This window comes from Polycladidibacter stylochi (assembly GCF_001562055.1).
Lineage (GTDB): Bacteria > Pseudomonadota > Alphaproteobacteria > Rhizobiales > Stappiaceae > Pseudovibrio > Pseudovibrio stylochi.
In genome coordinates this window covers 142854-162323 of the sequence record NZ_LLWE01000024.1, presented here as the reverse complement: position 1 = coordinate 162323, position 19470 = coordinate 142854, and the positions used below count along the sequence as shown (strand labels likewise).

The following is a 19470-nucleotide window of genomic DNA, read 5'->3' as shown; positions in this document are numbered from 1 at the left end:
TAACTGGCAATATGCGCCTAAAAGTGAATAGTCTTTCACACGTAAAGTTACGCGCGGACCATTACCTATATCTTACAATCATGCATTTAAGTGCTTGTCCGCACCAATTGGCAGGGAGCCATTCATGAGTTCAGCAAATGAAATTGTTATTGTAAGTGCCACACGTACGCCAATCGGGTCTTTTAATGGCTCGTTTGCCAATACACCGGCACATGACCTTGGTACTACAGTTATTAAATCTGCCCTTGAGCAAGCAAACGTTGCTGCGGATGATGTGGATGAAGTGATTTTTGGTCAAGTATTGACCGCAGGTCAAGGGCAAAACCCTGCCCGTATTGCTGCAAGAAATGCTGGGCTTGCCGATAGCTCGACAGCCATGCTTATAAACCAGGTTTGTGGTTCTGGTTTGCGTACTGTTGCTATGGGGATGCAGCAAATTCAAACTGGCGATGCTGATATTATTGTTGCTGGTGGCCAAGAGAACATGTCTTTGTCTGTGCACTGCCAGCATTTACGCGCCGGTGTGAAAATGGGCGACTACAAGATGGTCGATTCCATGATTAAAGATGGCCTATGGGATGCCTTTAACGGGTATCATATGGGGCAAACAGCTGAAAATGTTGCTGAAAAGTTTCAGATTAGCCGTGAGATGCAAGACGAATTTGCTGTTGCCTCACAAAACAAAGCGGAAGCTGCTCAAAAGGCTGGTCGTTTTAAGGATGAAATTACCCCTGTAACGGTTGTGGAACGACGTAAAGAGCGCGTTGTTGAAGATGATGAATATATTCGTCATGGTGCCACAGTGGACAGTATGGCGAAGCTTCGGCCTGCTTTTGCGAAAGAGGGTTCTGTTACCGCTGCCAATGCATCTGGAATCAACGATGGTGCAGCAGCGATTGTGCTGATGTCGCGGCAAGAGGCTGACAAGCGGGGCCTTGAGCCATTGGCGACTATTGCCTCTTGGGCTACAGCGGGTGTGGACCCTGCTATCATGGGAACCGGTCCTATTCCTGCTTCGCAAAAAGCTTTGCAGAAGGCAGGCTGGTCAGCTGACGAGCTGGACCTTGTTGAAGCAAATGAGGCTTTTGCGGCACAGGCAATTGCAGTGAACCAAGGTCTTGGCCTTGATCCTGAAAAAGTGAATGTGAATGGCGGTGCGATTGCGCTTGGTCACCCAATTGGTGCTTCTGGGGCACGTGTTTTAGTGACTTTGTTGCACGAGATGAAACGACGTCAGGCGAAAAAAGGTTTAGCGACACTTTGCATCGGTGGTGGCATGGGTGTTGCTATGTGTCTTAAACGTTAGACTTAAGACCCAATTAAATCTTCTACATTATTTTTAGTACTACAAAATGTTAGGTAATAAAGCTTAAATAATAACGAATGGCGAGGTTGTAATATCCTCGCCATTATTATTTTCTATAGGAGTGAATTATATCCCAATATTTTAAAAAGCAGGGGTGTTTTATGAGTAATACTGCGATTGTCACGGGTGGAACACGGGGAATCGGGGCTGCAATTTCTATTGCCTTGAAGGAAAAGGGCTATGACGTTGCGGCTACGTATGCAGGAAACAGCCAAAAGGCTGAGGAATTTACCAATCAAACTTCGATTAAGACATTTAAATGGGATGTAAGTGACCCTGAGGCTTGTGTTGCCGGTGTGCAGGCGGTGGAAGCCGAGCTTGGTGCTGTTGAGGTGCTGGTGAATAATGCGGGTATTACCCGCGATGGCTGGTTTCATAAAATGGATTATGAGCAGTGGTCGCAGGTGATCCGCACAAATCTGGACTCTATGTTTACCATGTCCCGTCCAGTTGTTGAGAGCATGCGGGCGCGCGGTTCGGGCCGTATCATTAATATTTCTTCTATTAATGGGCAAAAGGGCCAAATCGGGCAAACCAACTACTCGGCTGCGAAAGCAGGTGTTATTGGGTTTACAAAAGCGCTCGCACAGGAAAATGCCCGTAAGGGGATTACCGTGAACTGTATATGCCCCGGTTACATCAATACCGATATGGTTGCTGCGGTACCGGAAAAGGTACTGGAAAGCATTATTGGGCAGATACCTGTTGGCCGCTTGGGAAAAGCTGAAGAGATTGCCAGTCTGGTGACTTACCTGGCTTCTAAAGAGGCGGCCTTTATGACTGGTGCTGTCATGACAATGAATGGTGCGCAGTATATCGCAAACGGCTAGCTAACGGCTTAAAATTCATTGCATAAGATAGATAGCATGCCTGCTGACAAGTGGGCATGTTTTTTTGTGTCTGCGTGAAGGTATGGCTGCTGCAAGCTTTTAAAATGAAAAGGCCGCTTCCTTTCGGGAGCGGCCCAATTCATTCGCGCTTGTGCGCTTCAGACTTAGTCTTCTTTAGCCTGAAGAATTTGACGACCACGGTACATACCGGTTTTCAGGTCAACATGGTGCGGACGACGCAGTTCGCCCGAATCCTTGTCTTCCACATATGCCGGCTGACCAAGGGCGTCCGCAGAACGGCGAAAGCCGCGTTTCATACGCGATACTTTTTTCTTTGGAACTGCCATCGTAGCTCTCTCTTGTGCCTAAACTCACGTACGACGGTATGCGCACGTGGAGTCAGCGTGCTTTCACACGCAAACTATCAGAATGGCGCGGTTTATACAGGGTAATTGCAGAATATGCCAGCCTTTAACAAAAAATAATTTTGATATGATGGTTTAGGGCTGTAAACAGCTCAAAACATCCCCAGCCTTATGCACGCGATTGCGGTTTATCGTAGCCAAACGTTTTTGTCTACTGTGAGGATTTGCGGAGTTACGCCCTAGTGGATTGGGTAGGGATGTTGCCAGCACAGAAGCCTGATAACCGGTTAGCTGGTTTGCGTGCACCCCAAAGTAAGTTTGTGCAGCAGCTTCAACACCATACACCCCCGGCCCCCATTCTGCCACGTTCAAATACTGCTCTAAAACGCGGCGCTTGCCCAATACAAAGTCTGTCATTAAGGCTAGAGGGACCTCGAGCCCTTTTCGTAGGTAGCTGCGTGAATTCCAAAGGTAGAGGTTTTTTGCCAACTGCATGGACAGAGTGCTGGCACCGCGGACGTTTTCCCCAGCCAGTGCATGGTTTATTTGTTTTTCTAGCGCTGGCCAATCGACACCGTTGTGTTGGCAGAATTTGGCATCCTCGGAAACAATAACAGCTTTAATTAGTTTGGGCGAGATTTGCTCTAGTGGGACATAGGTGCGCCACACGGGAGTGCCTGTGAGACTGCGGTAAAGCATCAGCGTGGAGCTTGCGGGAATAAACTTATAGGCAACGCACAGAATTAGCGGTGTTGCTAAAATAAATATTAAAATGTTGCGAAGAGCTTTGCGCATATAATTCCAATGTGTGTTTGGTGATCCTGTAGCTATGGCTGGATGAGGATTACTTTATATTCTAACTACGGTTTGGTTCACGCATATTTTTAAGCAACGCGTTCATTTCGTCACATAGAAGTTTTGCATTGCCTTCAAAAGATGATTTTCGTCGCCAAATGAGGCCTAGTTTACGTGAAGCGCGGGCATCATCAACCTTGATAAGTTTGAGGTTGGTGCCAAATGTGACATTCGCCTCTACTGCGATTTGAGGCACCAGCGTGATGCCGAGGTGATTATCTACCATTTGCACAAGAGTTGTGAGCGAGGTGGCTTTGATATCTTCATCCGGAGGGGCAATACGCCCACTGGTTGCCGCGAGCACATGATTGCGCAGGCAATGGCCATCTTCCAGCAGCAATAAGCGCTCGCTTGCCAATGCATCAATGCCAACCATATCTAAATCGGCTAGCGGGTGGTTATCCGGTACAGCCAGATAAAACTCATCCATGCCAATTTCTGCCGAAATAAAGCCCTCTGTATTATATGGAAAGGCTATCAGGGCGGCATCTATGCGCCCCTCGCGCAAACTTGCTACTAAATTTCTGGTGAGGTCTTCTCTAAGGTACAATTGCAAATCAGGGTATCTTTGCCGTAGTGCGGGTAGCATGCGCGGTAGCAAAAAAGGCGATATGGAGGGTATAACCCCCAGACGAAAGCGGCCAGTAAGCGGTGAGTGGCGGCTTTTAACGCCTTGCACCAGATCTTGCGCATCTCGCAAAAGTGCTGAGGCTTGCTCTAAAACCTTTTTACCATCTTCGGTGAGAACCAGCTGACGTCCTGAGCGGTCCACCAGCTCACAGCCCAAGATATCCTCAAGCTGGCGAATCGATGCCGAGAGTGTGGACTGGGTTATATTGCTTGCCTCCGCCGCTTTGGAGAAAGACAAAAACTCTGCTAGTGATTTGAAGTATTGTAGTTGTCTGAGTGTTGGTAACATGACTGCGGCAGCTTGACACACTGAAATATTTGTAACTGTTCTAATTCTAAAGCCCATTGATTTTATTGGACTATTTTCTTTATAACACTAAATATTAAAAAAAGCGATAGGTTAGTTCGTTATTATCGTTTTGACCGATTGCTATTTGATCTGCATAACAGTCTCACTTGCAGCGCAATAGCGCAAGCAACAACAGTTTTTAAGATTAAATGCGGGAAACCGCAGGTTTGATTAAACAGGAGAGACAGATGCTCGGTATTGGTGAAAAACTTCCAGAATTTGAAGTTGTTGGAGTGAAGCCTGGTTTTAATAATCACGAAGAAAACGGTGAAAGTGCATTTGAGCCAATCACTGAAAAATCTTTTGAAGGTAAGTGGAAAGTTATCTTCTTCTACCCAAAAGACTTCACTTTTGTTTGCCCAACTGAAATTGCTGAGTTTGCACGTTTAGCCCAAGAATTTGAAGATCGTGATGCGGTTGTTCTTGGCGGTTCTACCGACAACGAATTTTGTAAGCTGGCATGGCGCCGTGACCACCCGGATCTTGACAAGTTGCCAATCTGGGCATTTGCCGACACGAATGGTTCTTTGGTTGACGGCCTTGGTGTGCGTTCGCCAGATGGTGTGCCTTACCGCTACACATTTGTTGTCGATAACGAGAACACAATCCAGCACGTTTATGCAACCAACTTGAATGTTGGCCGTAACCCTAAAGACACTTTGCGTGTTCTGGATGCATTGCAAACCGATGAGCTGTGCCCATGTAACCGTGAAGTTGGCGGCGCAACTCTGGCTGCCTAATAAGCCTTTTGCTTATTCAACCGATATTTGTACCGGGGCGTAGGCCCCGGGCATTCACCGGCACCTTTGTTAATTATGGTGTTGATGTATTTCTTCTTCTTTGATCAGCAATTGCCCTAATAGTCTGGCGCGCAACTATGGGTAAGGCTGACCCCGACGCCTCTCTATCTCACATAGAATAGGAATTCAGGTCATGTCTATTGATAGTTTAAAATCCGCAGTGCCCGACTACGCCAAAGATGTTCGCCTCAACCTTGGCTCCTTGGCGACTGACGAGAGCCTCACTGAGCAACAAAAGTATGGGCTTTTGGTTGCATGTGGAATTGCCAGCCGTAACCAGAGTGTAAAAGAAGCTTTACTGGCAGAAGCCGCGCCGCACCTTTCGGCTGAAGCGCTGGCAGCGGCAAAAGCAGCTGCAGTAATTATGGGTATGAACAATGTGTACTATCGCTTTGTTCACTTATCTTCTAACAAACAGTACCAGACTATGCCTGCCAAATTGCGGATGAATGTGATTGGTAAGCCGGGCGTTGATAAAGCCGATTTTGAACTGTGGTCATTGGCGGTTTCGGCTATTAACGGCTGTGGTATGTGCATTGACAGCCACGAAGCTGTGCTGCGACAAGCAGGGGTCACCGCGGAAATGATCCAGACTGCTGTACGCTATGCAGCGATCATTCAATCAGCTGCTGTGGCGTTGGAAGCTGAGGCTTAATTATTGATTTGTGCTTGCGGTGCTTGTCGCGTTCAAGCGTACCCAAGCTAGCTTTTTTACAGGCATGCCCGTCAAGGTGTGCCTGTTTTGCTGCGTATAATCCCTATTGATAGCTATGGTAGGCTGTTGAAGGCTGCAAATGCTTTTGCAATTCATTGGATTGCGCCGCATAACTATGATGCCTTTGGGCATAAATATTTCGCAACTTAAATAACTAAAAATAAACTCGCTGCGAAGCATGGAGAGAATATGCAAGAGATAGCACAACAGTTGATGGCTGCTCGTAATGCCGATAAGCGCATTGCCCCTGAGGATTACCCTGCACATATCCTTAGTAACGAAGATGCTCTTGCCGTTCAGCGCACGAGCGCCAAAGAGTACGGCGCTATTGGCGCTTGGAAAATAGCCAAGGATGGTGAAGGTACACCACTATTTGCCCCTATTTTTACCAGGGATATTTGCCGTAGTGGTGCGGATTTTTCGGAAGGAAAAGGCATCGCTTATGGTGTTGAAATTGAAGTGGCGTTTGAGCTGACTAAGGACTTGAAAGTCTTGCCTTTGAGCGATGATGCCTTGTGGGAGGCGATTGGCAAAGTTTACATGGTGATCGAGCTTGTTCGCCATCGCCTCGCCGAGCCATCGAAAGCTAAAGGTGCGCTTAACCTTGCTGATAACATGGGCAATGCAGGATTTGTGATTGGTGATGAAATACCCAAGTATGACCGCAGCAAGCTGGGTGAAGCGGTATTGAAACTGGATATCAACGGCGAGAGCATTATTGATGGTCCTGCCCGCAATGGCTTGGGAGACCCGGTGGCACTTTTGAAAAATGCCTTGAAAGGTATTGGTGAACACTGTGGGGGCTTTAAAGCTGGGCAAATTATTACCACAGGCTCTTTCTCGGGCTGTACTTATTATCCGGTTGGCTCGCAAGTTAAAGCCAGCTTTCCCGAGTTGGGCAGCGAAGTGGCTGTGACTTTGTAAGGTTACCGTTTCGGGCAGCGTTTATTACTGGCAGTATGAGCTGGTTGTGGACGCTTGCCTTGTTATGATTTGATTTGCAAAAGCGGTACTGGACTGTGAATGGGAAACAGGACACTCTACAGTTTTAAAATGAGACTGAATTGTTATGGCTTTAAAACCTTTTGTACCCAGTATCGCGCCTCAAATGCGTGGACGTATTATGGAAGCGCTGGCAGAGATTGAGCGCCAGCACGATGTGACTATTCTTCTTGCCATAGAAAGTGGTAGCCGCGCTTGGGGCTTTCCTTCTAATGACAGCGATTATGATGTGCGATTTGTTTATGTTCACAGGATGGACTGGTATTTAAGCCTTGAAGCCAAGCGCGATGTCATCGAGCTGCCTATTGATGACGAGCTTGATATAAGCGGCTGGGATTTGCGCAAATCCTTCAATTTAATGCTGAAGTCTAACCCTGTGCTGCTAGAGTGGTTGCACAGCCCTATCCAATACATTTGGCTTGAGCATGTATGTGAGTCAATGATGGCGATCGCAAAGCAAGCCAGCTACAACAAGGCGTGTATCTACCACTATTTAAAGCAGGGAGAGATACAGCGGCAACGCTACCTTGATGGAAAAGACGAGATTAATCTTAAAAAGTACTTTTATGTATTACGCCCTGCTCTGGCTTTGCGCTGGATGCGCCTTTTGCCGGGTACGACACCGCCTATGAACCTGCAAGAGCTTGTGAAGCCTCTTGACTTGTCGCAGGAGTTGCTAGCAACGGTGGAAGACCTGATTGCTATCAAGACACAGCTTGGCGAGGCGGCAGTGGGTGCCGCCATACCAGCGTTGGATCAGCTCATTGAACATGAATTTGCTTTGGCGCATTCCATTGCCTCGCCCCCCAAGCCGCAGGGGCTACGCGATGAGGCGGATATGCTCTTTCGGCAAATTGTTAAAAGCGATTGGCCTTGATCGCTAGTTTTCAATAATCAGCTGATTGTAAGGAAACGGTATAATCGGCTGTTGGCTGATGCGAGAAGCAAGCGTTTGCGTTAAAGGTAAAATGTTGTGTGTAGGCTTTTGTTGTGGCCTCAGTGGTTCATTATAAAGCCGTTGATATAGCTGTGCTATGTTTGGTGGAACTTGTGCTGTTTGAGGTCCCGTCCAGATTATTGCAAGCGGTTTGGAATGGGGTACATCCAGTACTGAGTATTCAAGTGTAACAACGGTGAGCTCAGAGTTATGGAAAGCGAGCTGTCCTGCCAGAGCATTTGAGTTGGTGATAACGGTTTTGATACCTTCCTGCTTAAGCTGTAGTGCAATTATTTGCGATGGAAAGCGCTGTATACTCGGTTTTTTGAATGTGCCATGGGTAAGGGCTAATGGCAGAAATATAATGATTGCTATGGCACAAATAACGACGCTCACATACAAGTATTTGATATGGCGATCATGAAGTTTAGCCCAAAAGTGGCCAACAATAACAATAGGAACCAATAGTAATAGGGGCTGCAACCAACGATCTTTAACATTTGTTGTCCCAGAAGCAACAATCGTAATTGCAACAATGACTAGCCCAATGAAAAGGGCTGTTTTTAGATAGTCAAGATGAGCTTTGTTAACATTTTGTCTTGCGATACTACTGTTTTGTAATGGTTTGAAGAGCACTGGTAGATAAAGGGCGAATACTACAGCGCAGAAATTGAACGAGGCCGTGACAAATGCCCATAGTCCTTGAAATGCTGTTTGCCAGCCGGCCTCCATTCCAAATTTATTAACACGAGATGCGGCAAGGTCTAGGTGATTTATGTTCCATAGCATTGGTTGCGTGAGTAATAGCGCAGCAACACCTATAGAGATGAAGAAGTATTTTGAAAAAAGATAGGCGCGGCCTTGCGCGTGACAGCTTAGAGCGAAAATTAAGGCAGCAAAAACAAAAAGATAATTGAATTTGGAAATAAGGCCAGCTGCAATTAACAGGCCAAAGCCGATGGATTTGAGAAGATCAGGCTTTTCTTGCAGGCTGATAAAGCCATAGATTGTCCATGAGGCGCAGGTGAAAAGTAGGACTGAATGGGTTAGGGCGCGTTGGGCTTCCCAAGATATTTGCGGCAAGAAAAATACAGATAGAGTGCACAAAACTGCAAAACGTGGAGGGCCGATTTTTTTTGCTGCTGACCAGATACCGAAATAGCCCAAGCACAGTAAGGCGTTTTTTAGAAGTGCGAGGGAGAAAAGCGTGGGACCGAAGAGCTGAAACACGCCAATTACTAGCCATGTATACAATGGAGGTTGCGAGCCATAACCCCATTCGAAGCTTTGCGCGGTAATGATTTGCTCTGCTTCATCCGTGCCAAGAGAGTTACCTATGGCAACTCTAAGTATGATTTGCAGAAGGAAGTAAATGAAAATTATATGGCCGAAATTGGCAGATAAGCCAAATATTATTATATTGTTTTTTTTGTCAGTGTAACTATTATTTGATGTTGAAACATCTAATGTTTTAAGCATTGGGGCTTTACTACCGTTTTATACATAGTGAAGTTATAGGGTTATTGTGACCCTTTGCCATTACTTTATATATGCTCCCTTATTTATAGCTGACTATACAGGAATAGACTGATTTTATATATTACGTAACGTAGCTTATATTTAATAGTTAAAGTAAAAGCCGCCGTGATTATCGGCGGCTTTTTTGCTGTTTAATTACAAATGGGCAACTAAACGAACTTTATTTGATTTCATGTGCCGTTAATGGCGGAAGTGGCGCATGCCTGTCATGACCATAGCGAGCCCTGCTTCGTCTGCTGCTTTGATAACTTCATCATCACGCATGGAGCCGCCGGGCTGAATAACCGCTGTAGCGCCGGCCTCTGCGGCAGATAACAGGCCATCGGCAAACGGGAAGAACGCATCAGATGCCACCACGCAACCCTTGGTGAGTGGTTCTTGCAAGCCCATGGCTTCGGCGGCGTCCTGTGCTTTACGAGCAGCGATACGCGCACTGTCGACGCGGCTCATTTGGCCAGCGCCAATGCCCACGGTTGCACCATCTTTTACATAGACAATCGCGTTGGACTTCACATGTTTGGCGACACGGAAAGCCATTTTCAAATCAATTAGCTCTTGCTCAGTTGGCGCGCGTTTGGTGACGACTTTCAGATCGAGATCGTCAACCATGCCGTTATCGCGGTTTTGCACGAGAAGGCCACCAGAAACGGTTTTGACGAACAGGCCTTCGGCACGTGGATCGGCAAGGCCACCGGTGAGTAGAAGACGCAGGTTCTTTTTCTTGGCGACAAGCTGCATAGCTTCTTCACTGGCATCTGGCGCGATAATTACCTCAGTAAAGATTTTGGTTATTTCCGCTGCTGCTTCTGCCTCAAGCTTTTGGTTAAGGGCAACAATACCGCCAAAAGCAGAAACCGGATCACATGCCAGTGCGCGTTCATAGGCTTGTAGAATGCTTGTACCCTCAGCAACGCCGCAAGGGTTGGCGTGTTTGATGATGGCAACAGCGCTGGTTTTGGTAGGGTCGAATTCGCTTACTAACTCAAAGGCGGCATCGGTATCATTGATGTTGTTGTAGGAGAGTTTTTTGCCCTGCACCTGTTTGGCGGTGGCGACGCCGGGTCGGTTCTCGCCAGTGACATAAAAGCCCGCTGCTTGGTGCGGGTTTTCGCCATAGCGCATTACTTCGTTAAGCTTACCGGCAATAGCACGGTAATCGGGAGCTGTTTCACCTAGCTGTGCTGCCATCCAGTTGGAAACGGCGGCATCGTAAGCAGCTGTACGGGCAAAGGCTTTTTGTGCAAGCTTTTTGCGCAGTTCCAGCGTGGTCTGGCCATTATTATTTTGCAGGGCTTCAATAACAGATGAGTAGTCTTGCGGGTCGCTTACCATGGTGACATAGGCATGGTTTTTAGCTGCGGCGCGTGTCATGGCCGGGCCGCCGATATCGATATTCTCGATTGTGTTGGCGTAATCGGCACCTGCTGCGACGGTTTCTTCAAATGGGTAGAGGTTCACGCAGAGCAGATCAATGCCGGTGATTCCATGAGCTGTCATCGCTGTTTGATGATCGGCATCATCACGAATGGCAAGTAAGCCGCCGTGTACTGAAGGGTGCAGTGTTTTAACACGGCCGTCCATGATTTCGGGAAAGCCGGTTACTTCGGAAATATCTTTGACTGTGAGGCCCGCGTCTGCCAGTGCTTTGCGTGTTCCGCCGGTGGAGACCAACTCAACACCTTGTGCGGCTAATGCCTTTGCAAAGTCAATGAGACCGGTTTTATCGGAAACTGATAGAAGTGCACGCTTAACTGAAACAAGATCAGGTGCAGGAATGCCTTTAGACACCACAGCCATTTTTAAAATCCTTATGGGATTGAAGGTGAGTTATGGCGCCCTCTAACACGGAAAACTTTTGTTGAAAAGACAAAGCTGAGCTGATTCTAGAAGTTTGGCAAAATAAAACTGAAACTGTGAAAAATGGCGGAAAACTGCGAAATATTCTCCGCTCTATGAAGATTTTCTCCGCCCCTTACCCTCGGAAGTTTTGCGCAGCATCCAGTTTATGCGATCGTGCTCTGTAACACGGCTTTCGATGACAATCTGACTGGTGCGCCGGTGACCAAAGGCATCGGACAAGTAGATACTTTCTTCCAGCGAGAGCTTATGGCCTTCTGCCGAGAACTCCCAGCCTTCGCCATCGTCGCATTGCAAGATAATAGCCTGACCGGATTGTACTGGTGAGCATTTCACTTGCGGATGTAAATGGAAGCGAATCGCATACTCGCAAGCGCCACGCTTTTGCTGTGTCCATGTGAAATGGTCACTGCCGTCCAGTACTGTTCCGTCCTTAGAAAGGGTTAGCTCGCGCTCGTGTAGCAGGTGGAATCGTTTCGAGTAACCATCATGACTGGCTGATAGCTTCTCGTATAGCTCGGTATCATTGCGCTCGATCGCAACTGCGCGTGGGCCGGACAATACAGGTGTACCAATGCGGTTTTCAAACCGAGACCCCGTTAATATATGACAAGAAGAGGTGTCGTTGATGCCAACTGTTGAGTGGGCAGCGGTAGAGCGAGCAACGTTACGCCATTGAGACTTTTGCCGCGCAGAAACACCGCAATTAACGATAATACGGTTGCGTCTTGAAGAAAATTCAAAGGCCAAACAACCGGCATGTGCTGCGCTGCTATGTGCTATTGGGGGCGGTGCACCGCAATCGATAAGGGCGAGCGCACCATTACAACTCAAGCGTTGATAACCGGAGTATGGTGCACTTGCCGGTGCTGTTCCGCGGGCATCGTCATAGGCCAAAATGGTTGCGACAAGATCGGCCTGGGTTGATGCCATGCCATTAAAGTGGGCGAATGTGCCATCACCGTGGCGGAAAAAACGCAGCATAGGCATCATGCGGTCAATAGATTCCATCATCACCGGGGTTGGCGATTGTCCGCGCATGACAATTGCCTGACGAAGTGGCAATAGGTCGACCAGAATTTCCACCAGAGCAGATGGATTGCGGGAAATGTGACCACCATCGGGCAGCAGCTGGCGTTTTAATTCATCATCCAGTTGGCTTAATGCTCTTGCTAATGATTTGCTCTGGGCTTCCATGCAAAGGTAGGCACAGGCAATGGCCATCGCAATGGTAAGGCGCGGTACTCCATCTGGCGCATAGGCCATCGAGCGGCGTAAGTAGCGTACCTGCCGGTACATAGAGCGCATAAACCGGCGATAGAACTGGGCGTCGCAACCATCCAGCAACATGGGGGATTGAGAAAGCCAACTGAGGACACGGCGGGCAATGACATCTTGCTTCCAGCCAATGGTGTGGCCATTACCGCACTCTTTTATCCAGTCTTCCACCAGAGCGCGGGCATTTTTACGGGCAACATGTGTGCCTGCGGCACGTAGGTGACGCAACCATGAAAAACCATGGAGTGAGCGTGACCAATCATCGCCGGGGGATTTGATTGTGAATGGCGACTTGCTTTCAGTTTCTACCAGCTGGCCGGCAAACAAAAAGCGTCCCGCGTAAATGTCTGAAGCGTTAAAGGCATCAGCTGTCCGCAAATCTTGCGGCGCAATAAGCAGGCGTGCAGGCGCGGGGCCGACCATGGCCCTGCGTGAAAGTAGCCCTGTTGAGAACCACTTTAGGCTAGATTTTGAGTAGCTACGTGCCAACAAGCGCATGAGGCGCAGCTTTTCTGACACTGACCCGATAGCCATTGGCACCTGTATCCTTTGTTACCTACTATAATTCAAAGTCAAATCTTGATTTATCATTGCCAGCAAATAAGTGACATTAATCATCTTTTAACCATTTATGCTAGTTCTGGGTGAAGCGCAATCGGGCTGCATAAAAACCGTCTAAGCCACTTAGATGAGGATCTTTCATTTTATTGTGGCAAGGTAACGCACGGAAATCTCCTTGCGCTGTTATTGCCTCGCTGCAGCCATTTAACTCTTCTGTTGTAACTGGTACGCGCGAAAATTGGGGGTTTTCCAAGAGAAAGCGCTGAATTTGTAATTCGCCTTCCTCAAGTTCCAGTGAGCAAGTGCAATAGACTAATAGACCACCCGGACTGAGCCAATTTGAGGTTTTTTCTAGAATTTCGTATTGTAATTCAGCTAGCTTCTCCACATCTGCTTCGCGCTTTAACCATGCGACATCCGGATGACGGCGAATTGTTCCCGTTGCGGAACAGGGGGCATCAAGCAAAATTGCGTCAAATTTCTGATTTGGTTGATAGTCTTTCAAGTCACAAGTTATTGTGGCAACTGACAGGTCCATTCGCTTGCAATTTTGTTCCAGCCGCTGAAGCCTACGTGCGGAAATATCAACGGCGGTAACATTTGCGCCCATTGAAGCAAGCTGCATGGTTTTACCACCGGGTGCGGCGCATAAGTCGGCGACATTTTTACCATCAATATTGCCTAGTAACCGTGCAGGAACAGCGGCTGCGCTGTCTTGTACCCACCAGATGCCATCGTCAAAGCGAGGTAACTTCTCGACACCACCTTTGGGCTGCATGCGCAAGCTGCTACCTAGCGAACGCTCGCAGTTCATTTCTTTTTGCAGCTCGTCCAACAATTCCGGCTGTCCGGCTTTGAGCGTAATATCCAGATAAGGCTCATTCAGGTGAGCGGTTGCGATGGCTTTTGCGTTTTCAAGGCCGTAGGCATTGGTCCAGCGTGCAAACATCCATTCCGGTGCATTGAGGACAGTTTCATCTTGCTGTTCAACGATAGATTGCCCCTCACGGGTTACACGGCGCAGCACTGCATTTATAAGCCCTTTGTATGGGCGGGCTCTGCTGTCAGCACCTGCAAGTTCCACTGCCAAAGATACTGCGGCGTGGTCGGCCACTGCCATAAAGAGGATCTGGGCACAGGCAATATGAAGAATATCGAGTGCGCGGCCGGTTTTTTCTGGTATGGGCCGCTCTAGCATGGTGTCGAGTACGTTTTGAATTTGCCCACGGCGACGTAAAACGGTGCCAATAATGGCGCGGGCTAAAGCTCGGTCTGCTGGTTCAAGTTTTTTATAGCCTGGATGGCCGTTTTGTAAGTCCAGTTCACCATCTAGGGGCATTCGTTTGGTTAGGACTTTCCCCAAAAGATCGGTTGCGACTTTACGTGGAAAATAACCGGGTAATGATTGCGGTGTTTGTTTTGGCTCCGCTTTCTTGTGGGGGGTGTTTGTTTTTCTTTTTTGTGCGGAGCGTTTGGGCGCGGTCATGAATTTTTCCAGTTATGTAAGGCCATGCGCCTGCCCGCATAGCTTATTGGCAAAGATGCCATGGTTGAATGCTGTTCTAGTTAGTAAACATAAGGAAATTCAAGGGGGATTGTGGCATGGGGCTATGAATTATCCCCATAGCCCTACCGAATGATTGCTTGGTTTGATGCAGAATTCCACAAATTAGCCCCAAGGCCCTTTTGGTTTGTCTGCCGATGAGGTGTTTTGCCTTTGTCCGCCCCATGGTCCAATATCGTCGTTTTGCCTCTCTTCATGTGTGGTACTGCTACCCCAAGGCCCTTTTGCCTCGGCTTGTGCATGTGAAGTAGATTGTGTTTGGTGGGTAGCGCCATGGAAACCCATTGGGTTTATGCCCTGCTCTGCGGCTTGCTGTTGAAGAGCGGCGATACGATTGCCAGTGTCTGGGTGGGTAGAAAACAAGTTATCGGCATTTCGCCCTGACAAAGGGTTAATGATGAACATATGCGCTGTTGCCGGGTTATCCTCTGCCGCTTGATTGGGTATATGTGCTGCACCACCCGCAATTTTGTTGAGTGCTTGAGCCAGCCAAATGGGGTTGCCACAAATTTGCGCTCCTAGTTTGTCCGCTGAGTATTCGCGGGTTCTGGAAATGGCCATCTGTACCAAGCTTGCGGCGATCGGAGCTAAAATCATGGTGGCAATTGTGCCAATAATCCCCATTGAGTTGTTATTATCGCGGTTGCCGCCAAAAAAGAAAGCGAAGTTGGCCAACATGGAAATGGCGCCAGCAATAGTGGCGGTTATGGTCATTATTAATGTATCGTGATTTTTCACATGAGCCAGCTCGTGAGCCATTACGCCTGCGACTTCTTCTCTGGTGAGAGAGTTTAAGAGGCCGGTTGTCGCAGCAACCGCAGCATTTTCCGGGTTGCGGCCCGTAGCAAATGCGTTTGGCTGTGGATTATCAATGATGTAAACCTTAGGCATGGGTAATTGTGCCCGCTGGGCCATAGTGGCGACCATGTTGTAAAGCTCTGGGGCTTCTTGCGGGCCCACTTGTTGTGCGCCGTGCATGGAGAGCACCATTTTGTCAGAGTTCCAGTAGCTGAACATGTTCATTGCAGCGGCAATTAACAATGCGATAAGCATGCCACTTTGTCCACCAATGAGGTAGCCAAGCCCCATAAACAAGGCAGTCATTGCAGCCAGCAACATGCCGGTTCTTACATAATTCATCGTATTAACTCCGCTGGCGCGTATTGTGTTTTACCTTAAAGCTTCGTGCCCTTGGTGTTTTTAAAAAAGTTAGCTGTAAAAATAGCCTGATTTTATCAATGAAGTGCTTAACTTAAACAGCATAGCACTCGCATTGGGAGTGCTTTATTGATTATTTGGCATTAAATTACAGCATTGCAAGGTTTTTAAGTGCCAATTGCATTTGAAGATCATACGCTGTTTTATGCAGGACGTAATGTGAGGAGGAGGAATAGTTGTGAGCGATCAAAAGCAATCATTAAACATTTCAGATCATTTTGCTGCGCGTGAGGTTGCATCCTCTGGTACGGGGAAAGAGGAAGCTGCGGAGAAGAAGCGCTTTGAGGACTTGCCAGCGCCCGCCCAACGGGCTTTGAGAGAAGCCGAAGCACGCCGTACACAAATTGACGCGATTACAAAGGGTGCGCAAAAAGAGCTAAATGGTCGTGGCGGGTTGGACCCTGCACGCTATAACGACTGGGAAGTTAAGGGAATTACGAGTGACTTTTGAGCACTCTAATTGTGCTTGTCATTGAAGATAGATAAGTCGAAACTTGGCGGTTTGCCTTGAGGCCTAAAATATGTGAGCCAGAGATTTGGTTTTAGCCGTATCTGCTTAGCTGGCTGATCTGAGTGCCTGTTTAAGTGTATGCATGGAGATCTTCGTTGCGGCAGGGTTGTTCCACTTTAGTGCCATATTGGTTTGTTATTGGTTGATTGCGCTTATGGTTAATACGAGATTTACCTCTCACTGTTATTGTGTGGCGCAGTAAGCAAGATTGTAAAGAACCAAGAGATTTAAGTGACAGCGACTGATCGAATTTGTGCAACTAAACCGCCTCGTGGTGGCAACCCTTTTCAACGCCTCCGTGATTTGCTGGGGGAGAGCGAGCCCGGAAAGCCACCAATTACGTTGACTATTGGTGAGCCAAAGCATGAACCCCCGGCTTTTGTTGGCGAGGTCTTGTCGCAAAATATTGATTTATTTCGCAAATATCCACCAGTGAAGGGCAGTGAGGCGTTTCGTGCCTCTGTTGGCAACTGGTTGGTTAAGCGCTTTAATCTACAACAAGAATTCGATGCTGATCGTAGTGTTATTCCGCTCAATGGCTCTCGCGAGGGACTGGTGTTTGCTTGTACCGCTGCAAGAGACTACTGGTTGGCAAAGGGGTTAAAAAGCGCTGATGAACAGCTAAGCGTAATTTTACCAAACCCCTATTACCACTCTTATGGGGCTGGTGCGCACATGGCCGGGGCTGAAGCGGTGTTATTGCCTGAAAAGGAAGATGGCACCCTGCCCGTTTTGGCTGAGCTTGACCCCAAGCTGCTAGAACGCACAATTGCGTTTTATTTTGCATCTCCTGCCAACCCTCAGGGTACTGTTGCGCCACTTTCTTATTGGCGGGAATTAATTGGCTTGGCGCGGCAATATAATTTCTTTATTTTTGCTGATGAGTGTTATTCAGAAATATACCGCGATGAGCCTCCGGTTGGGGCCTTGGAGGCCGCTGATAGTTTGCAAGAGGGTTTTGCAAACGTAGTGGTTTTTAATTCACTTTCCAAACGCTCTAACTTACCGGGTTTGCGTTGCGGTTTTGCCGCTGGAGATCCTGATTTTATCGCGTTCTTTACGGACTTTCGAAATGTGGCAGCACCGCAAGTTCCTCTTCCAGTACAAGCGGTTGCCTGTCGAGCTTTTGCCGATGAAAATCATGTTATCGAAAATCGTCGTTTATATAATGAAAAGTATGCGTTGGCAGAAGAGATGCTGGCGCCTGTGTTTGGCCCAATTACCTGTGCTGGCGGTTTTTTTATCTGGCTTAATGTGCACCAACTCGGCGGTGGGGTGAAGGCTGCAAAACTGTTTTGGGAAAAAGCAGGATTGCGTGTGGTGCCGGGTGAATATTTAGCCTCTGCCATGCCCGACGGACAAAACCCGGGGGCCGATTTTGTACGTATCGCCTTGGTTGAAAACCTTGAGGTGAGCCGAGAAGCCTTTCAACGGATTTTGACTTGTATGGAGTAAAGGATGCAGCACTCTTCTGCCATGCCGCCATATGGCTCCAACCGGATTTCACTTGAAGATACGCAAAGCCCTTTACGGCGCTTGCTGAAACGTAACATTCGTTCTTTGATCGGTGTTGTTTATATTCTTGTTGCAGGCGGTGTTGGTGTTGCGCTGGGCACTTGGTCGGTCACGGACCCTAGCTTATCACATGCAACTGACGCGCCTGTTGCCAACGCACTTGGTTCAAGCGGCGCAATTATTGCCGATTTACTAATGCAAGCGTTTGGGTTGGGCGCACTGGTACTATTGTTTCCTGCATTTATTGTTGGCGCACGTTTGTTTTGGAAAGGGTTTACCGGCCTGACGAGGCGGCGTGTTTTGAGCTGGTTGTTGGCTATTCTTTTTGGAGCGGGGCTGATTGCGCTCATTCCGCCGAATGAGCAATGGCCATTACCTACCGGGTTGGGTGGTTTCATTGGTGATTGGGTGGTTTCTATACCCACTGTATTTACCGATAGCCTGCACAAGAATATGCAAAACATATTATTGATTGGTATGTTTGGTGGGCCTGCGGCTTTGTTGCTGCTTCATAGCTGTGGTTGGCTTGGGAAGTTGGAAAATCCGTATGCACTGGATGGAGAGTACGGTGCTGATAGCGGCTATCTTGCTGGTGAAGAAGAAGACGAAGATGAGGATAGCCGGCTTTCTGCAACAATGGGTGCGCTTACGCATTGGCGCTTGATGGCTGGTGCATATTTAGCGCGTGTTTTTGCACGCAAACCCGCGGAACCGCAGTATGCCAATATTGATGAATTCGCAGATGAACCGTTAGAATATGCAGCCGCTAGTGAAACAGCAAGTGAGCGTAAAACACGGATTTATTTGCCTGAAGAGCCTGAATACGAGGATGATTATCAGCAGGTAGGTGGGGAAAATGACGCCGCAGGTATGGGTGAGCTTTCGCATGACAGCCCGAGGGTCGTTGCGGCGCAAAATGATGTAAATCCGGGCCTACTGGGTCGGTTCAAGCAAAACGTGGAAAAGCGCTTTGCCAAGCCTAAAAAGGATGACCCCTACGAATTGCATGAGATGGCGCAAGAGTTACCATTAGATGTGGCAGCTCTTGATGACGGCCGGGGGTATGAGCGGACTGTTCAAGCCGATGATGATCATGCGTACAGAGATGACGCTGCCAGAAATGATGGCCTTATTGAGCAAGAGGCTCTTGACTATGGCCAAAATGATTTCGGTGTCGAAATTGAGGGACCTTCAGTAACACCGTCATTTGTTCGCGATCATAGTGAGCGTGCTGATAGCCTAGGTGCGCTTGATGCGCGTGATCCAGAGGCTACTTTTGCGCAAAATAGCGATGAAAATCTGGCGCAAGGCGATGATAGCTCGGAGCAGATAAAAGCAATTGTTGACCATCACGTGCCTACTGCTGAATTACCTTACACTGTAACGAATGAGATAGCCGAGAACGAGGAGCCTCACGATACGGAAAACTTGTCTGATGAGGTCGAGATGCCCAAGTTTATCCGTGAGGCTATTGCTGTTATGGAAGCTGAGAAGGCGCAAAAGCAGGTTGAGCCTTCTACCGTCACTGCGCCCAAGCTGAAAATTGTTGAGACGGTAAAAGAGCACGTTGCGCCAGAT

16 protein-coding genes and 1 pseudogene are annotated in these 19470 nt (G+C 48.1%); 9 read left to right on the top strand and 8 right to left on the bottom strand.

Translation table 11 applies throughout. From position 1 onward, the window contains the following. Window positions 1–124: 124 nt before the first annotated feature. Complete coding sequence (locus AYK67_RS07165) at window positions 125–1306, top strand: acetyl-CoA C-acetyltransferase (protein WP_068084270.1); 1182 nt, start codon at window positions 125–127, stop codon at window positions 1304–1306. A gap of 161 nt (window positions 1307–1467) precedes the next feature. Next, the gene (gene phbB, locus AYK67_RS07160) at window positions 1468–2196 is read left to right on the top strand and encodes an acetoacetyl-CoA reductase (protein ID WP_068084267.1); all 729 of its coding nucleotides are present in this window, start codon (window positions 1468–1470) and stop codon (window positions 2194–2196) included. Between the two features lie 164 nt (window positions 2197–2360). Here the strand turns inward: phbB and rpmF are convergent, their stop codons facing one another. From rpmF to AYK67_RS07145, 3 genes are all read right to left on the bottom strand, one after another. Then, window positions 2361–2543 carry a 50S ribosomal protein L32 gene (rpmF, locus tag AYK67_RS07155; RefSeq protein ID WP_068084264.1) on the bottom strand — a complete coding sequence of 61 codons (183 nt, stop codon included), beginning with the start codon at window positions 2541–2543 and terminating at the stop codon, window positions 2361–2363. 153 nt (window positions 2544–2696) lie between these two features. Beyond that, the gene (gene mtgA, locus AYK67_RS07150; protein ID WP_068084261.1) at window positions 2697–3356 is read right to left on the bottom strand and encodes a monofunctional biosynthetic peptidoglycan transglycosylase; all 660 of its coding nucleotides are present in this window, start codon (window positions 3354–3356) and stop codon (window positions 2697–2699) included. A gap of 61 nt (window positions 3357–3417) precedes the next feature. Further along, complete coding sequence (locus tag AYK67_RS07145; RefSeq protein ID WP_068085290.1) at window positions 3418–4335, bottom strand: hydrogen peroxide-inducible genes activator; 918 nt, start codon at window positions 4333–4335, stop codon at window positions 3418–3420. Window positions 4336–4583: 248 nt separating this feature from the next. Here AYK67_RS07145 and AYK67_RS07140 point away from each other — a divergent pair, with 248 nt between their 5' ends. The 4 genes from AYK67_RS07140 to AYK67_RS07125 all read left to right on the top strand — a co-directional run bounded on the left by AYK67_RS07140 (window position 4584) and on the right by AYK67_RS07125 (window position 7789). After that, window positions 4584–5135, top strand: a complete 552-nt coding sequence (locus AYK67_RS07140) for a peroxiredoxin (RefSeq protein ID WP_068084258.1) — start codon at window positions 4584–4586, stop codon at window positions 5133–5135. A 193-nt stretch (window positions 5136–5328) separates the two neighbouring features. After that, window positions 5329–5850 (top strand): alkylhydroperoxidase, AhpD family, encoded by a 522-nt coding sequence (gene ahpD / locus AYK67_RS07135; protein ID WP_068084255.1) that lies wholly within the window; start codon window positions 5329–5331, stop codon window positions 5848–5850. A 249-nt stretch (window positions 5851–6099) separates the two neighbouring features. Next, window positions 6100–6834, top strand: a complete 735-nt coding sequence (locus AYK67_RS07130) for a fumarylacetoacetate hydrolase family protein (RefSeq protein WP_068084252.1) — start codon at window positions 6100–6102, stop codon at window positions 6832–6834. 145 nt (window positions 6835–6979) lie between these two features. After that, on the top strand, window positions 6980–7789 hold the full coding sequence (locus tag AYK67_RS07125; RefSeq protein WP_068084249.1) for a nucleotidyltransferase domain-containing protein: 810 nt from the start codon (window positions 6980–6982) through the stop codon (window positions 7787–7789). A gap of 3 nt (window positions 7790–7792) precedes the next feature. Here AYK67_RS07125 and AYK67_RS07120 read toward each other — a convergent pair whose 3' ends face one another. From AYK67_RS07120 to htpX, 5 genes are all read right to left on the bottom strand, one after another. After that, window positions 7793–9328 (bottom strand): ArnT family glycosyltransferase, encoded by a 1536-nt coding sequence (locus AYK67_RS07120; protein ID WP_068084246.1) that lies wholly within the window; start codon window positions 9326–9328, stop codon window positions 7793–7795. A gap of 240 nt (window positions 9329–9568) precedes the next feature. Then, window positions 9569–11185, bottom strand: a complete 1617-nt coding sequence (gene purH, locus AYK67_RS07115) for a bifunctional phosphoribosylaminoimidazolecarboxamide formyltransferase/IMP cyclohydrolase (RefSeq protein WP_068084243.1) — start codon at window positions 11183–11185, stop codon at window positions 9569–9571. A gap of 153 nt (window positions 11186–11338) precedes the next feature. After that, window positions 11339–13057 (bottom strand): heparinase II/III family protein, encoded by a 1719-nt coding sequence (locus tag AYK67_RS07110; RefSeq protein WP_068084239.1) that lies wholly within the window; start codon window positions 13055–13057, stop codon window positions 11339–11341. Window positions 13058–13157: 100 nt separating this feature from the next. Next, window positions 13158–14570 carry an RsmB/NOP family class I SAM-dependent RNA methyltransferase gene (locus AYK67_RS07105; protein ID WP_082735691.1) on the bottom strand — a complete coding sequence of 471 codons (1413 nt, stop codon included), beginning with the start codon at window positions 14568–14570 and terminating at the stop codon, window positions 13158–13160. 183 nt (window positions 14571–14753) lie between these two features. Next, window positions 14754–15788, bottom strand: a complete 1035-nt coding sequence (gene htpX, locus AYK67_RS07100; protein ID WP_068084237.1) for a zinc metalloprotease HtpX — start codon at window positions 15786–15788, stop codon at window positions 14754–14756. A 283-nt stretch (window positions 15789–16071) separates the two neighbouring features. Between htpX and AYK67_RS07095 the strand changes: the two genes are divergently transcribed. The 3 genes and pseudogenes from AYK67_RS07095 to AYK67_RS17570 all read left to right on the top strand — a co-directional run. Next, window positions 16072–16317, top strand: a complete 246-nt coding sequence (locus tag AYK67_RS07095) for a DUF1674 domain-containing protein (RefSeq protein ID WP_173645108.1) — start codon at window positions 16072–16074, stop codon at window positions 16315–16317. A gap of 291 nt (window positions 16318–16608) precedes the next feature. Further along, the gene (locus AYK67_RS07090; protein WP_082735690.1) at window positions 16609–17832 is read left to right on the top strand and encodes an aminotransferase class I/II-fold pyridoxal phosphate-dependent enzyme; all 1224 of its coding nucleotides are present in this window, start codon (window positions 16609–16611) and stop codon (window positions 17830–17832) included. A gap of 3 nt (window positions 17833–17835) precedes the next feature. Beyond that, window positions 17836–18249: pseudogene (locus AYK67_RS17570) on the top strand (DNA translocase FtsK 4TM domain-containing protein); the annotation flags it as partial. Between the last annotated feature and the right edge of the window lie 1221 nt (window positions 18250–19470).